Genomic DNA, 13,847 nt, shown 5'->3' on the forward strand with positions numbered 1-13,847 from the left:
ATCGCATGAACTCCCCCCAACGTTCCACCTACGTCGCCAATTGCTCGCTGCTGTTCCAAGAGTTGCCCCTCCTCCAGCGGCCGGCCGCCGCCTATAACGCTGGTTTCGATTCGATCGAATATTGGTGGCCGTTCGATTCTGCTTCGCCCACTGATAGCGACGTCGACAAGTTTGTCGGGGCTATTGACGATTCCGGAGCGAAGCTTGTCGGACTCAACTACTTTGCTGGGGACCTTTTCGGGCCCGATTGCGGTGTCCTCTCTCTTCCCGACCGCCAAGCAGAATTTCGCGACAGCGTGGAAATCGCAACGGCCATCGGTTCGCGCCTCAACGTGGGAGCGTTCAACGCGCTCTATGGAAACCGAGTCGAGACCTCGACTCCGGAAGCACAGGATGAGCTCGCCATCCAGAGCCTCGGCTTTGCCGCCGACGCTGCCGCCACCATCGGGGCGACAGTGCTCATCGAAGCCGTGAGCGGCCCCAAGCCTTATCCGCTGCGCACCGCGGCGGACGCTATCGCGGTGGTAGATCGCGTCCGGGCATCCGGACACTCGAACGTTGCTTTTTTGCTCGATATTTTCCACTTAGCCGCGAACGGGGATGATGTTTCAGCCGCTATCAAGAGTCACGCCTCATCCGTTGCGCATGTACAAATCGCGGACTTCCCTGGCCGAGGAGAACCCGGCTCCGGAACGCTCGATCTAGACCGCTATCTCAGCGAATTGACCGAGCAGGGCTATACCGGGGCGGTCGCGCTCGAGTACAAGCCGTCCACTGGCGACACTCAAGCCAGCATCGCCAATCTCAATGATTTCCCATCGATCACAGTTTCAGTAACGAGAGGTTCTTCACTATGACAAAAATTGCATTCATCGGTCTCGGCATCATGGGCGCGCCTATGGCGGCCAACTTGGTTGCCGCTGGCCACGACGTCACAGGGTTTAACCGCAGCCGGGCCGCCGTCGACACGTTCATTGCGCAGGGCGGGTCAGGCGCACAGAGCGTCGAAGAGGCGATCGCCGGCGCCGAAATTGTGGTGACGATGCTGCCGGACTCCCCCGATGTCGAGTCTGTATTGAGCGGCGAAAGCGGCGTGTTCGCACGTGTGCCTCAGGGCACCCTCGTCATCGACTTTTCGACGATTCGACCGGATGTTGCCATCCGGTTGGCCGAAGAAGCAGCAAGCTCAGGGATTCACATGCTCGATGCGCCGGTCTCGGGTGGTGAGGCGGGAGCTGTGGAGGGTGCACTATCCGTCATGGTCGGAGGATCAGCCGAGGCTTTCGCTCAGGCTTCCACCGTCTTCGACGCTGTTGGATCAACGATCGTTCACGTGGGCCCGTCAGGTTCTGGTCAGACGGTAAAGGCTGCAAATCAGCTCATCGTGGCCGGCACGATGGAACTCGTCGCCGAAGCTCTCGTCTTCCTCGAAGCCCACGGAGTAGACATGGAGTCCGCAGTGAAGGTGCTTTCGGGAGGTCTTGCCGGCAGCACAGTTCTCTCGCGGAAAGCTCCGAACATGCTCTCCAGAAACTTCGCACCGGGCTTCCGTGTGACCTTGCACGACAAAGACTTGGGAATCGTTACGGCTGCGGCACGGGAGGCGGGGGTCGCTATTCCTCTCGGAGCCGTGGTGGCGCAGCTCATGGGTTCGCTCAAAGCCCGCGGCGACGGCGACCTCGATCATTCGGCATTGTTCACCCTCGTCAGTGAACTCTCCGGTCGCAGTGACGATCAGACCGAGGGATAAGTCGTGAGCCTGCCGTCACGGTCTGCCACGACCACACGCATGAACCGCCCCTGGGGCGTTCTCGGTGCCATCGTTGCGCTCCACGTCGTCGGGTTCGGCGCGCTCGTTCTCGCGAGCGCGCCGTCAGCAGCGGACTCCTCGGGCGCAGCGAGCGGGTTGGCCGTCGCTCTCGGAATCGGGCTCACCGCCTACGCGTTGGGAGTTCGTCACGCTTTTGATGCCGATCACATCGCCGCCATCGACAACACGACCCGACGACTCGCGACGTCGCCCCGCGAAGCGCGCGGCACCGTCGGTTTTTGGTTCGCGCTGGGGCATTCGACGATCGTCACGGTCCTGTGCGTGCTTCTTATGGCATTCGGGCAGGCACTGGAAACCGCCATGGCAGCTGACGGCTCAGCGGTTCAGTTCACCACGACTGTCTACGGCCCCACGATCTCAGGAGTCTTCCTGCTCGTCATCGCCGCTGCCAACATTATTGCGCTCACCCGTTCCCATAGTCACGGAGTTCGTGGCCCCGTCACTTGGCTACTCGGACGTTTCGATAAGGCTGTGGATCGACCAAGTCGAATGTACGTAGTCGGTCTGTTGTTCGGACTCGGCCTCGATACCGCCACAGAGATCTGGCTTCTCGTCCTGTTGGGCGCAGCCGCTCTCTCGTCTGCTTCGCTGTGGGCTGTGCTCGCGCTTCCCATTCTGTTCGCAGCAGGAATGACCGCGATGGATACCCTTCAAGGCCTCATGGCGAGCCGCGTTTACCGACCAGGCTCGCGCTCCTCACGCGTCCAACGAGCCTTCAGCATCGGAATGACTGTCGTCGCTGTCACCGTCGCGGTTGTTGTCGGTGTCGTACAGCTCGCTTCGGCAGTTACTGCATCCGGAGGAACTGCGGGTGTACTGAATTGGATCTCGGGTGCCGAAGTATCATCTCTTGGCTTCGTACTAGCGGGGCTCATCCTTGTTGGCTGGCTTGTTGTGCTGGCAATCGGACGATCACACAGCGATCGCACCTCTGCATTCGTTGCTCCTCAGCCGATGATGAAAGAAGGCGTCTGATGCATCTCACACCTGCCGATACCGAAAAACTATTGCTCAGCGTTGCGGCGATGGTCGCTCGGGAGCGACTCGACCGCGGGGTCATCCTCAACTACCCCGAGAGCATCGCCTTGCTCAGCAGCTGGGTGATCGAACGCGCCCGTGACGGCGCACTCGTCGCCGACCTCATGGACGAAGGCCGGGAGGTGCTCACGCGCGCCCAAGTGATGCCCGGTGTCGCCGACATGATCCGCGACGTTCAAGTCGAAGCAACCTTTCCCGACGGTCGCAAGCTCGTCACCTTGCATCACCCCATCCAGTAAAAGGGAGATAGATCATGGCTAGTGCACGCTCCGAAGGGCCGGGCGCCTTCAGAATTCGACCGGGAATCATCGAACTGAATGCCGACCGCACGGAGGCTGAGCGTATTCGCGTTGTCTTCCTCAACTCTGGAGATCGGCCTATCCAGATCGGGTCTCATCTTCACCTGCCGGACGCGAACGCCGCCCTCACCTTCGACCGCGAAGCGGCCCACGGTTTCCGGCTCGATATCCCGTCGGGAACATCGCAACGATTCGAACCAGGCGCCTCTCGAGAACTCGACGCGGTCGCAATTCAGGGAGCGAGGCGCATTCCCGGCCTCCAACTTTCGCATGCAGGCAAGGAGCAACTCGATGGTATCCATTGACCGACAACGCTACGCAGCAATCTATGGTCCTACTGCGGGCGACCAGATACGCCTCGGCGACACCGACCTCTGGATCGAAATCGAGCGCGATCTCACCGTTGGTGGAGAAGAAGCCGTATTCGGTGGCGGCAAATCGATTCGAGAGTCTATGGCTCAAGGCGTGCGCACTCGCGCCGAAGGCGCGCTAGACACCCTCATTACGAATGCCATCGTGCTTGACTGGTGGGGCATTCAGCGGGCGGATGTCGGCATCAGAGATGGACGAATCGTTGCGTTAGGCCGTGCAGGAAACCCTGACATCGCCGACGGCGTCCATCCCCTACTCGTGATCGGCCCATCGACTGACGTGATCTCGGGAGAGGGTCGCATCCTCACCGCCGGCGGTATTGATTCTCACGTTCACCTCATCTCCCCCTCCCAAATTCATGAAGCGCTCGCCACAGGAATCACTACCGTGGTAGGTGGCGGCACCGGGCCTTCCGAGGGATCAAAAGCCACCACTGTCACCCCCGGCGCGTGGCATCTGGAAACCATGCACCGCGCCATGGATCGCTTGCCGGTTAACCTGCTCTTGCTCGGCAAGGGAAACACCGTCTCGCCCGAAGCCCTCAAGGAACAGGCGTTAGCCGGTGCTGGTGGTTTCAAGATTCATGAGGATTGGGGCGCGACACCTGCAGCGATCAATGCGGCTCTTGAGGCCGCCGACACCTTCGGTCTACAGGTCGCGCTGCACTCCGATTCGCTCAACGAAGCCGGCTATGTGCAGTCCACGATCGATGCGATCGGCGGACGCGGCATCCACGCATTTCATGTTGAAGGTGCTGGCGGCGGTCACGCGCCCGATATTTTGTCGATCGCGTCTCTGCCCAATGTCATCCCGGGATCAACGAACCCGACGCTCCCCCACACCATAAATACTGTTGCGGAACACCTCGACATGCTGATGGTGTGCCATCACCTCAATGCATCGGTGCCCGAAGACCTCGCCTTCGCTGAGTCCAGAATTCGCGCAACAACGATCGCGGCGGAGGACATCCTCCACGACATCGGAGCACTGTCGATCACGTCGTCAGACTCTCAGGCGATGGGCCGAATTGGCGAAGTCATTTCCCGTACGTGGCAGGTTGCACACGTCATGAAAGCACGGCGCGGGTCGCTCGGCGCCGCGCACCCCGCCGACAACGAGCGCGCACGGCGCTACATCGCTAAATACACAATCAACCCCGCCATCGGTCACGGAATCGATAAAGAAGTAGGGAGCATCGAGCCAGGCAAGTTGGCTGACTTGGTGCTGTGGGATCCGCGATACTTCGGCATTAGGCCCGAAGTTGTCATCAAGGGAGGCGGCTTGGCGTGGGGCGCTCTCGGCGATCCCAACGCCTCAATCCCTACCCCGCAGCCGGTGCTCATGCGACCGTCATTTGCGGATGCCATTGGCGACCGACTTTCACTCTCGTTCGTCGCGCAGGCCGCAATTGATGACGGCTTTGAGGAACGGATGGGACTTGGGCGCACCGTTGTCGCCGTGCAGTCCACTCGGGAAGTGACCAAGCATGACCTGAAGAACAATGACACGCTCCCGAAGATCGATATTCGTCCGGATACCTTCGCGATCTCGATCGATGACGAACTTGTCGTGCCCGCTCCCGTCGATACCCTGCCCCTCGCTCAGCTCTACACGATGTTCTAATGGTCGACTCGGGGACGCTCGCGATGCTCCTCGCTGATGCGCGCCTGCCCACCGGCGGACACACTCACTCGGCGGGAATGGAACCTGCTTTGCTTGGTGGGCTCAAGCGAGACGACATCCCCTCGTTCCTTGCCGGCAAAACACGCTCGACAACACTCGTCGAAGCCGGAACGGCGGTAGTGGCACGGCATCATTTCATCAGCGAAGCCGCGCCGTCGGGGATAGACGCTCTAATCGCGGCCTGGGCGGCGAGAACCCCTAGCCCGGCATTGCGCGACGCTTCCCGACTCCTCGGTCGCGGCTACACAAGGATTGGCCGCACCGTGTGGCCGAGCAGCGCATCAATTGCGTTCTGCGCTCAGCTGCGACAGCCACCCCGGGCCGTCGTGCTCGGAGCGATCGCGGCAACCGCCCTGATGAAGCCAGCCGACCTGGTTCGTCTTGTCGTCTACGAAGAGGTTCAGAATGCAGCATCCGCTGTCCTCAAGCTCGACCCGATCGACCCCGCCACAGTGGTTACCTGGGTGCTCAATGCCTGCGAAGTAGCCGAACCGTTTGTCCATCAGCTCTCACTTATCACTACGCCTGAGGCGATCCCCGCCTTGGGCGCTCCGCAAGCCGAGGGGTGGGCTGAGGCTCACTCCGTTATGAAGAAGAGGTTGTTCCGTGCCTGAAAAAAACGCGCCCTCCCGCGCACTACGTCTGGGAATAGCCGGTCCAGTGGGAACCGGAAAGTCGTCGCTCATCGCACTTCTGTGTCGTTCCCTTGGTGAGGAACTGAGACTGGGTGTCATCACCAACGACATCTACACGGATGAGGATGCGCGATTCCTGCGGTCTGCTGGAGTACTGGATCCCGAAAGAATCCGTGCTGTGGAGACAGGAGCGTGCCCGCACACAGCGATCCGCGATGACGTGACGGCGAACCTGCTGGCTGCCGAAGATCTTGAAGCCGACTTCGCTCCCCTCGACATTGTCATCATCGAGTCCGGCGGCGACAACTTGACGGCGACGTTCTCTCCCGCCCTCGTAGACGCGCAAATTTTCGTGCTTGATGTCGCCGGCGGCGGCGACGTAGCGCGCAAGGGTGGCCCGGGCATTTCCCGCGCCGATCTGCTCGTCGTGAACAAGACAGATCTTGCGCCTTACGTCGGCGTTGATGTCGCGACGATGGTCTCTGACGCAACTCACGCGCGCGAAGGTCGGCCCGTTATCGCCCTGTCGCGAACGGATGACAACTCGATTGCCCTATTACGGCTGTGGGTGCTTGAGATGCTCGCCGCCTATCGCTCCGGAACCCACAGCCCCCAAGACCCCGGTCCGATGGCGCCGCATAGTCACCTCGATGAGGGCGGCCAAGCTGTGGTTCACACCCACAGTCCCAGTTCAGACCACGGCCATGACCATCCAGTGAGAGCTTAAGGCCTTCGCGTGCAGTCTGATGCGGCTTCGCGAGTCACGCGAGTCTCGGTAAACGCGAACGCGTCAGGGAACGCGCGCGTGGAGTTGAGGGCAGGAATACTCATACCGCGACTCATCTCCTGCACGGATCAGTCAGCGGATGTCGCTCTGGTCGCCGGGGGCGCGCTCCTGCTCGGCGGCGACACCGTTGCGATCGAAATCACGGTCGGCGCGGGTTGCCGCCTCACCCTCGAAGACATTGGCGGAATGGTGGCGTACGACGGTGAGGGGCAGTCTGCGACCATGACGATTCAGGTCCGGCTGCAGGCTGGAGCCCAATTGTCTTGGGCAACCCTCCCGTTCATCATCGCCGACGGCGCCTGCGTCGAGCGGGTCCTTGACGTCGAGTTGGATGAAGGCGCTGTAGCGCTCATTCGAGAGACCCTTGTGTTAGGGCGCGAAGGGGAAAAAGGCGGTCGGGTGGTGACCCGAACCTCCGTCTCGGCAAACGCTGTACCCGTGTTGATTGAGCAACAAGATTTCGACGGGAACGCACCCGTCTGGGGTCATCTTGGTGACGAACGTGTCATGGATACTGTGTTGCTTGCTGGCGCGCGGGCACCCGCATCGTCCATCGATCTTGCTGCAGTCGTGCTCGATTTCGAGGAGCCGGGTGGTCTTGCGCGGTGGCTTGGGAGAGAAACCCACCTCTCGCCGCTCGATACCGTGTGGCGAGAATGGGCCTTGGCGTAACGCAGTTAACGCACTGAGGCCGCCACCCGCAATGGGTAACGGCCTCAGTAACGTTAAGAACGTAGAACTAGCTCGTGATCGCCGGAAGCGTCTTGCGGCTCGTGAGTACCTGGTCGATGAGACCGTACTCCATTGCCTCAGCTGCGCTCAGGATCTTGTCGCGCTCGATGTCCTTGTTGATCTGCTCAGGGGTGCGGTTCGAGTGGAACGACAGGGTCTCTTCGAGCCATCCGCGCATGCGCAGAATCTCGCGAGCCTGAATCTCGATGTCCGAAGCCTGGCTTGAGCCTTCAGAACCACCACTGGGCTGGTGGATGAGGATGCGAGCGTTGGGCAGAGCCAAACGCTTTCCCTTGGTTCCACCGGCAGTGATCACGGCAGCCGCTGACGCAGCCTGGCCGAGAACAACGGTCTGAATCTGCGGACGAATGTACTGCATCGTGTCGTAGATCGCCGTCATCGCGGTGAACGAGCCACCGGGTGAGTTGATGTACATGACGATGTCGCGGTCAGGGTCCTGGCTCTCGAGAACGAGAAGCTGAGCCATAACGTCGTCCGCGGAAGCGTCGTCGATCTGCACACCCAAGAAGATGATGCGGTCTTCGAACAGCTTCGCGTATGGGTCTTGACGCTTGTAGCCGTAGGCCGTGCGCTCTTCGAACGTCGGCAAGATGTAGCGAGCGTCAGCATCCGGACGACCAATGCCGGCGGGAGCCTGTGCTCCGAGGTTAAAGTTCTCCATAATTAGTCCTTCTTGCCGGTTGCGTTGTCTTCAGTTCCGCCGCCGCCAACTACGTCAGAGGCGAATTCGCGGAGGTGATCGACGAAGCCATATTCGAGGGCTTCTTTGGCCGTGAACCAGTTGTCACGGTCGTTGTCGATGAGAACCTGCTCGACGCTCTTGCCTGTTTGCTCGGCGGTGAGCTCGGCCATGCGCTTCTTCATATCGAGGATGACGCCAGCCTGAGTCTGGATGTCTGCAGCGGTTCCACCGAATCCACCCGACGGCTGGTGCAGGAGCACGCGCGCGTTGGGGGTGATGTAGCGCTTGCCCTTGGTGCCCGAGGAGAGCAGGAACTGCCCCATCGAGGCGGCAAGGCCAATGCCGACGGTGACGATGTCGTTCGGCACGAACTTCATCGTGTCGTAGATCGCCATTCCCGCGGTGATGGATCCACCGGGTGAGTTGATGTAAAGGTAGATGTCGCGCTTGGGATCCTCTGCGGCGAGCAGCAAGATCTTTGCGCAGATCTCGTTCGCGTTTGCATCGCGCACCTCTGAGCCGAGCCAGATGATGCGGTCCTTGAGGAGTTGGTCGAAGATGCTCGAGACCAATGCCGGTTGGGCCATTGTTGCGCTCCATTTCAGTTATCGCGTGATACGAATCTATCCGAGTACGCGCCGCTATTCTGGCGTGTTCGCCCTAGGCAAAGTACCGCGTCGCCGGAGGCTGCTTGTAGGCTCGCCAAATGCAGCAGACTTGGCGCGATCGAATCGCAGATATTTGGGCCCACGCCGCCACTATGGCCGAGGGAGATGTTGTCGCGGCAATTGATGAGCTCGTTGCTGAACGTGCCCCTGACGACGCTGAGGCGTTGTTCGAGGCAGCGGGCGCCCGCGACTATGCCGGTCGTGAGACTGAGGCAGAGCCGCTGTACCGCAGTGCTCTTAACAATGGGTTGGATGCCGCCCTGCGGCCACGCGCGGTCATCCAGTTGGCGAGTACGCTGCGCAATCTCAATCGCGTCGATGAGTCGATTGCTTTGCTCGAGCAGCAGTTGCACGAGCATCCCGACGATGAGTGGACGGGGCCAACCGCCGCATTTCTCGCCCTTGCCCTCACCACTCGCGGCGATCCCACCCTGGCGGCTTCGGTCGCACTGATGGCATTGGCGAACTATTTGCCGATCTATCAGCGTTCGGTGCGCGGCTACGCAGCGGAGCTGGTGGCCGAGTAGCGCCTCGCGGTGTTCCCCCGCGATCGCCTCAGCGTTGGCAGGCTCCCTGCGACCATTAGCATTGCCGAATGCAGCAAATGATTCTCGACGTTGATACCGGCATTGATGACGCGCTCGCGCTCCTGTTGGCGGTGCGGCATCCGGGAGTCAATCTGCGGGCTGTCACGTGCGTCGCCGGCAATGCGAGCCTCGAACAGGTGGTGCGCAACACTCTGACGGTCTTGGATGCTGCGGGCGCGGGAGATATTCCGGTTGCGGCAGGCGCTCACCGTCCGCTGCTCTCTGAGGCTCATTCAGCGGCTCACGTGCACGGCGCTGACGGTCTTGGCGACCTCGGTTTACCCGAGTCGCCGCGCACTGTCGTGCCACTGCACGCGGTTGAACTGCTGCGTCGAGAAATTCTGGCGAGCCCGACGCCGGTAACGCTCGTGCCGCTTGCGCCGATGACCAACATTGCGCTTCTCGTGCGCCTGTACCCAGAAGTGTTAGACAACGTGGAGCGGATCGTCTTCATGGGAGGTTCAGCCTCTGTCGGCAATGCCACTGCGGTTGCCGAGTTCAATACGTGGCACGATCCCGAGGCCGCCGAAATCGTGTTGACCTCTGGCGCCCCCATCACCATGTATGGCTTGGATGTTTTCTATGCCGTGACGATCCCGCCTGAGGACATCGTTCGGCTCGCCGCCAGTCCCGAACCCGGCACGCAGCTCGCCGGGCGCCTGCTGCAGCATTTGGTCACGGTAAAAGGCAGTGAGGTGCGCGTCGCCGGTGATGGACACGGCGATATTGGCGATGCGGGCGCGGTGTGCGCTGCGATCGATCCGGATGGACTCAGCACCACACATCTGCCGGTGCGAGTGAGCCTGGCTGATCCTCTCACTCGCGGACAAACGGTCGTGGATCATCGCACGGCCGGCCACGACCAGGCCGGAGCAGGAGATCCCCTTTTCCGCCGAATTGATGTGGCGCTCGGGATCGATAGCGCACGTTACGCGAAGCTGTTCCTCGACACCATCACACGGTAGTTCAAGCGAAACGGCCCGTTAACGACCTCACGGCCAACTAGATAACTAGTTGGCCGTGAGGGTTAAGCGAAGTGTTTTAGGACTCGTCGTCTGCTGCTTCTACTGCAGCAACCTCGGGAGCTTCCTCAACGGGCTCGGCGTTTGCTACGGCGGTGAATGCCGAAACGTCTACCGACTTGCCCTTGGTGTCAACGACCTTGGCCTTGCTGAGCACGACTGCGAGAGCCTTGCTGCGAGCGACCTCAGCAACCATGGCCGGGATCTGGCCGTTCTTGTCCAGGATCTGGATGAACTCGCCGGGCTCCATGCCGTACTGCTGTGCGCCCTGCACGAGGTACGAGGTGAGCTCTTCTTGGCTGACCTTGATCTCTTCGGACTCAACGATGGAGTCGAGCAGAATCTGCGAACGGAAGGTCTTCTCGCTAGCGATAACGACCTCGGCGCGGTGCTCGTCGTCTTCGAGGCGGTTCTCGTTCTCGAGGTGACGGTGAACTTCGTCTTCAACGAGCTTCTCGGGAACGGGGATCTCAACGCTCTTGAGCAGCTCGTCAACGATCTGGTCACGAGCTTCTGCACCCTGGCCGAACGACTTGGAGCGCTTGATCTGCTCCTTGAGGTCTGCCTTGAGTTCCTTGATGGTGTCGAACTCGCTAGCCATCTGAGCGAAGTCGTCGTCTGCTTCGGGAAGCTCGCGCTCCTTGACGGTGAGAAGCGACACGCTGATTACAGCGGTTTCACCCTCGTGGTCGCCACCGAGCAGTACGGACTCGAAGGTGGTCGATTCGCCGGCGCTGAGCGAGTCAAGTGCCTCGTCGATGCCTTCGATCAGTTCACCCGAGCCGAGCTCGTAGGAAATGCTGGTTGCGGAGTCAACCTCGGTCTCGCCAATCTTGGCGACGAGGTCGAGCTGAGCGAAGTCGCCCTTCGTGGCGGGGCGTTCGACGGTGACGAGCGTGCCGAAGCGGGCACGCAAGGTGTCGAGCTCGTCCTTGACGTCGTCTGCCGAAACCTTGACTTCTTCAACCGTGAGGGTGAGCTCGTCGTAGGCGGGCATGTCGAACTCGGGGCGAACGTCTACCTCAATAGCGAGAACGAGGTCTCCGCTGAAGTCTTTGACCTCGGGCCACGTGACAATGTCTGCCTCGGGGCGACCGAGAACGCGAATCTCTTCTTCGGTAACTGCCTGGCGGTAGAAACCGTCAAGTCCGTCGCTGACCGCGTGGTTCAGGATCTCTTCGCGGCCGACACGCTGGTCTACCAGCTGCGGCGGAACCTTTCCCTTGCGGAAGCCGGGGATGTTGATCTGCGAGGCGATGTGGCCATACGCGTGATCGATGCTCGGCTTGAGTTCTTCGGGGGTGACCGAGATGTTGAGCTTGACGCGGGTCGGGCTCAGTTTCTCAACGGTTGTCTTCACGTCGTGGATCTCCTGTAATTCGATGGTGTATTTCGTCGGGGCGACAGGATTCGAACCTGCGACCTCTCGGTCCCAAACCGAGCGCTCTACCAAGCTGAGCTACGCCCCGGGGCGCCGTGCTGTCTTACGGTCATGGCATCACGTAGAAATGCCGGTACAAATTTGACCTCGGCAAGTCTAGCCTGAGCGCGCACCGAATGTTGACGAGATACCAAGATCAATGTTTTTCGGGCCGCGCTTGCAGCATTTACGGGGCCAGAACCCAGCAAATATGGGGCGGATTACGCGGGCAGCGATCTCGACTTCGTACTTTGCTAGGTTTCGGGTACAGTATTCCTCGGTGCACAGCATGATCGGGTGCCAAGTGGGGATGTAGCTTAATGGTAAAGCCTCAGTCTTCCAAACTGATGACCGGAGTTCGATTCTCCGTATCCCCTCCACTACAGAACGAAGGCCACCTCGGTTGAGGTGGCCTTCGTTCGTTAACTGACGCACAGCATTCGGCTGCGCCATCCATGGCTGGATGCGTAGCGTGTTGGTCTTAGCTCGTCACACCGTCGAGCCACCGCACACGATTGCTCGTTCAACGATCCTGCGGGCGTGCGCTGCTTCAGGAATCGGTAAGAGTGGGTAATCGTGGATCATGCCCTCGCCAACGTGGAAGTCGAGCGCGATGCCTTCGTGCTGTGCGCGCTCACGAAGGCGCAGCGCATCCGCGTGCACAAGATCGCGTGTGCCCGTGAAAAGGGTGATCGGCCCCAGTCCGCTGAGATCGCCATGGATGGGGCTGACCCGCCAATCGCTTTCGTCGAGCTCGGCGCGATAGAGGGCGCCGGCCGCATGGGTGCCGGGAACAGCAAGCCACGGGTCGTGCGGTGCAATCTCTGCGAGCATCGGATCCGTGCCGCTGATGTCGAGCCAGGGCGCGATGAGCACTATCGCGTGAAGCGGCGGAAGCTTGCGATCGCGCAGCTCCATTGACACCGCCATCGTCATCCCGCCGCCCGAGGAATCCCCCATGATGCTGACGTTCTCGGCACCGACGTCTTGGACAATCGACTGAACGATCGTTGCTGCGCGGTCGACTACGACCGCAGCGCGCCCCTCCGGTGCCAGCGGCATGATCGGGACCATAAAGGTGGTTCCCGTTGCTCGAACTAGGCGGGCGATGAACTTCCAGTGCAGCGGATTGATCTGGAACACGTACGACCCACCATGAAGGTAGACAACATGACCAGCGTTCGATGGCGTCTTCGGCGCAATCGTAAACACGGGCCAGCCGCCAACATCGTGAGACGAAACATTCACGTGCCGGGCGATTGATGCCGGTGGATCAAACGAAACTGGATGCTTTCGAAGCTCAGCGATCCGCGCGAGAGTGCGCTCTGGATCGCTAAACATGCGTTTTGACCCTCGCAGGGTCAACGCAAGTGGAGCGAGCCGGCTAAGAAGGCTCGCCATTGTGCGCTAGCTGTCGACGCGCTTCATGACGTGAATGGGAATGAAGACGCCCGCCGTGGAAACAAGCAAGCCGCCGATGAACACGACCGACTCAAGGCCCTCCACGTAGAAAGCTTCGCCCATCATGTAGATGCCGCCCACAAAGAGCACGAAGGAGATTACGAAACCGAAGATATTCACGGCTCCATCTTACCCATGCAGACTCGAACTCCGAAGTCACCCTCGCCGCGGAAAGTGACCTCTTGTCAGGGCTCTAGCGTGTCCCCTATACTGGGGATAGCCGTTACCCCCGAACTGATCCTCCGCGGCTGGATCGAACGCCACACCCGTATCGCCCCTCGTGGCAGGGCACCTTTGGACTCCCCCGATGTCTAACACTGCAACCCAACTTCCTCCCTTCGGCTGGTACCCGGACCCCGCAGGCAGCCACATGCTGCGCTGGTGGGACGGCAAGGCGTGGACTAACCGTCTCGAAAAGCCTCGTCCTGAAATCCAGGCTGCGAACGGTTACAACCACAATCAGTCCACACTTTCGCGGCTTATCGCTTCTTAAGCTTTAGTCAGCGATACTCTGGGGCTTCCTCCCGAAAGGAAGTCCCGAGTACATGGTTGATGCACCGCGTTCGTTCATAGAGCACGTCGGTCACGTTCTTTTTCCCCGTGGACCAC

General features: G+C 60.5%; 17 protein-coding genes and 2 tRNA genes. 13 read left to right on the top strand and 6 right to left on the bottom strand.

Annotation, left to right across the window (positions count from 1 at the left end):
* Positions 1 to 5: 5 nt before the first annotated feature.
* The 9 genes from I6E81_RS02990 to I6E81_RS03030 all read left to right on the top strand — a co-directional run bounded on the left by I6E81_RS02990 (position 6) and on the right by I6E81_RS03030 (position 7,317).
* Positions 6 to 857, top strand: a complete 852-nt coding sequence (locus tag I6E81_RS02990; protein WP_197105921.1) for a hydroxypyruvate isomerase family protein — start codon at positions 6 to 8, stop codon at positions 855 to 857.
* On the top strand, positions 854 to 1,750 hold the full coding sequence (locus I6E81_RS02995) for a 2-hydroxy-3-oxopropionate reductase (RefSeq protein WP_197105922.1): 897 nt from the start codon (positions 854 to 856) through the stop codon (positions 1,748 to 1,750). Before I6E81_RS02990 ends, I6E81_RS02995 begins: the two co-directional genes overlap by 4 nt.
* Positions 1,751 to 1,753: 3 nt before the next feature.
* Positions 1,754 to 2,806, top strand: a complete 1,053-nt coding sequence (locus I6E81_RS03000; protein ID WP_197105923.1) for a HoxN/HupN/NixA family nickel/cobalt transporter — start codon at positions 1,754 to 1,756, stop codon at positions 2,804 to 2,806.
* Positions 2,806 to 3,108, top strand: a complete 303-nt coding sequence (locus I6E81_RS03005) for an urease subunit gamma (RefSeq protein WP_197105924.1) — start codon at positions 2,806 to 2,808, stop codon at positions 3,106 to 3,108. The genes I6E81_RS03000 and I6E81_RS03005 overlap by 1 nt, the downstream gene beginning before the upstream one ends.
* Before the next feature lie 14 nt (positions 3,109 to 3,122).
* Positions 3,123 to 3,473 carry an urease subunit beta gene (gene ureB, locus I6E81_RS03010; protein WP_197105925.1) on the top strand — a complete coding sequence of 117 codons (351 nt, stop codon included), beginning with the start codon at positions 3,123 to 3,125 and terminating at the stop codon, positions 3,471 to 3,473.
* On the top strand, positions 3,460 to 5,163 hold the full coding sequence (locus tag I6E81_RS03015) for an urease subunit alpha (RefSeq protein ID WP_197105926.1): 1,704 nt from the start codon (positions 3,460 to 3,462) through the stop codon (positions 5,161 to 5,163). The genes ureB and I6E81_RS03015 overlap by 14 nt, the downstream gene beginning before the upstream one ends.
* A complete protein-coding gene (locus tag I6E81_RS03020; protein ID WP_197105927.1) occupies positions 5,163 to 5,837 on the top strand; it encodes an urease accessory protein UreF in 675 nt (224 codons plus the stop codon). Before I6E81_RS03015 ends, I6E81_RS03020 begins: the two co-directional genes overlap by 1 nt.
* On the top strand, positions 5,830 to 6,585 hold the full coding sequence (gene ureG, locus I6E81_RS03025; RefSeq protein ID WP_197105928.1) for an urease accessory protein UreG: 756 nt from the start codon (positions 5,830 to 5,832) through the stop codon (positions 6,583 to 6,585). Before I6E81_RS03020 ends, ureG begins: the two co-directional genes overlap by 8 nt.
* Positions 6,586 to 6,663: 78 nt before the next feature.
* Positions 6,664 to 7,317 carry an urease accessory protein UreD gene (locus I6E81_RS03030; RefSeq protein WP_197105929.1) on the top strand — a complete coding sequence of 218 codons (654 nt, stop codon included), beginning with the start codon at positions 6,664 to 6,666 and terminating at the stop codon, positions 7,315 to 7,317.
* Positions 7,318 to 7,384: 67 nt separating this feature from the next.
* Here the strand turns inward: I6E81_RS03030 and I6E81_RS03035 are convergent, their stop codons facing one another.
* Both I6E81_RS03035 and I6E81_RS03040 read right to left on the bottom strand, forming a co-directional pair.
* Positions 7,385 to 8,059, bottom strand: coding sequence for an ATP-dependent Clp protease proteolytic subunit (locus tag I6E81_RS03035; RefSeq protein ID WP_100388715.1), 675 nt, complete (start codon positions 8,057 to 8,059; stop codon positions 7,385 to 7,387).
* A gap of 2 nt (positions 8,060 to 8,061) precedes the next feature.
* Positions 8,062 to 8,667, bottom strand: a complete 606-nt coding sequence (locus tag I6E81_RS03040) for an ATP-dependent Clp protease proteolytic subunit (protein ID WP_197105930.1) — start codon at positions 8,665 to 8,667, stop codon at positions 8,062 to 8,064.
* Positions 8,668 to 8,786: 119 nt separating this feature from the next.
* Between I6E81_RS03040 and I6E81_RS03045 the strand changes: the two genes are divergently transcribed.
* Together I6E81_RS03045 and I6E81_RS03050 are read left to right on the top strand one after the other, a co-directional pair.
* Positions 8,787 to 9,275, top strand: a complete 489-nt coding sequence (locus I6E81_RS03045) for a tetratricopeptide repeat protein (protein WP_197105931.1) — start codon at positions 8,787 to 8,789, stop codon at positions 9,273 to 9,275.
* Between the two features lie 68 nt (positions 9,276 to 9,343).
* On the top strand, positions 9,344 to 10,300 hold the full coding sequence (locus I6E81_RS03050) for a nucleoside hydrolase (protein WP_231603845.1): 957 nt from the start codon (positions 9,344 to 9,346) through the stop codon (positions 10,298 to 10,300).
* 76 nt (positions 10,301 to 10,376) lie between these two features.
* Here I6E81_RS03050 and tig read toward each other — a convergent pair whose 3' ends face one another.
* Together tig and I6E81_RS03060 are read right to left on the bottom strand one after the other, a co-directional pair.
* A complete protein-coding gene (tig, locus tag I6E81_RS03055; protein ID WP_197105932.1) occupies positions 10,377 to 11,717 on the bottom strand; it encodes a trigger factor in 1,341 nt (446 codons plus the stop codon).
* A gap of 35 nt (positions 11,718 to 11,752) precedes the next feature.
* A tRNA-Pro gene (locus I6E81_RS03060) sits at positions 11,753 to 11,826 on the bottom strand.
* A 257-nt stretch (positions 11,827 to 12,083) separates the two neighbouring features.
* Here I6E81_RS03060 and I6E81_RS03065 point away from each other — a divergent pair.
* Positions 12,084 to 12,157 (top strand) — tRNA-Gly (locus I6E81_RS03065).
* A 109-nt stretch (positions 12,158 to 12,266) separates the two neighbouring features.
* Here the strand turns inward: I6E81_RS03065 and I6E81_RS03070 are convergent.
* A complete protein-coding gene (locus tag I6E81_RS03070; protein WP_231603846.1) occupies positions 12,267 to 13,118 on the bottom strand; it encodes an alpha/beta hydrolase fold domain-containing protein in 852 nt (283 codons plus the stop codon).
* 66 nt (positions 13,119 to 13,184) lie between these two features.
* Positions 13,185 to 13,358, bottom strand: a complete 174-nt coding sequence (locus I6E81_RS03075; protein ID WP_197105934.1) for a hypothetical protein — start codon at positions 13,356 to 13,358, stop codon at positions 13,185 to 13,187.
* Positions 13,359 to 13,545: 187 nt separating this feature from the next.
* Here I6E81_RS03075 and I6E81_RS03080 point away from each other — a divergent pair, with 187 nt between their 5' ends.
* Positions 13,546 to 13,731: a DUF2510 domain-containing protein gene (locus tag I6E81_RS03080; protein ID WP_197105935.1), complete on the top strand. Its 186-nt coding sequence runs from the start codon at positions 13,546 to 13,548 to the stop codon at positions 13,729 to 13,731.
* The last annotated feature ends 116 nt before the right edge of the window (positions 13,732 to 13,847 follow it).

The organism is Salinibacterium sp. NG22 (genome assembly GCF_015864925.1).
Lineage (GTDB): Bacteria > Actinomycetota > Actinomycetes > Actinomycetales > Microbacteriaceae > Rhodoglobus.

Coding starts and splice junctions, on each gene's coding strand:
- I6E81_RS02990 (WP_197105921.1), top strand. CDS start 6: ATGAACTCCCCCCAACGTTCCACCTACGTCGCCAATTGCTCGCTGCTG.
- I6E81_RS02995 (WP_197105922.1), top strand. CDS start 854: ATGACAAAAATTGCATTCATCGGTCTCGGCATCATGGGCGCGCCTATG.
- I6E81_RS03005 (WP_197105924.1), top strand. CDS start 2,806: ATGCATCTCACACCTGCCGATACCGAAAAACTATTGCTCAGCGTTGCG.
- ureB (WP_197105925.1), top strand. CDS start 3,123: ATGGCTAGTGCACGCTCCGAAGGGCCGGGCGCCTTCAGAATTCGACCG.
- I6E81_RS03015 (WP_197105926.1), top strand. CDS start 3,460: ATGGTATCCATTGACCGACAACGCTACGCAGCAATCTATGGTCCTACT.
- I6E81_RS03020 (WP_197105927.1), top strand. CDS start 5,163: ATGGTCGACTCGGGGACGCTCGCGATGCTCCTCGCTGATGCGCGCCTG.
- I6E81_RS03035 (WP_100388715.1), bottom strand. CDS start 8,059: ATGGAGAACTTTAACCTCGGAGCACAGGCTCCCGCCGGCATTGGTCGT.
- I6E81_RS03040 (WP_197105930.1), bottom strand. CDS start 8,667: ATGGCCCAACCGGCATTGGTCTCGAGCATCTTCGACCAACTCCTCAAG.
- I6E81_RS03045 (WP_197105931.1), top strand. CDS start 8,787: ATGCAGCAGACTTGGCGCGATCGAATCGCAGATATTTGGGCCCACGCC.
- I6E81_RS03050 (WP_231603845.1), top strand. CDS start 9,344: ATGCAGCAAATGATTCTCGACGTTGATACCGGCATTGATGACGCGCTC.
- I6E81_RS03070 (WP_231603846.1), bottom strand. CDS start 13,118: ATGTTTAGCGATCCAGAGCGCACTCTCGCGCGGATCGCTGAGCTTCGA.
- I6E81_RS03080 (WP_197105935.1), top strand. CDS start 13,546: ATGTCTAACACTGCAACCCAACTTCCTCCCTTCGGCTGGTACCCGGAC.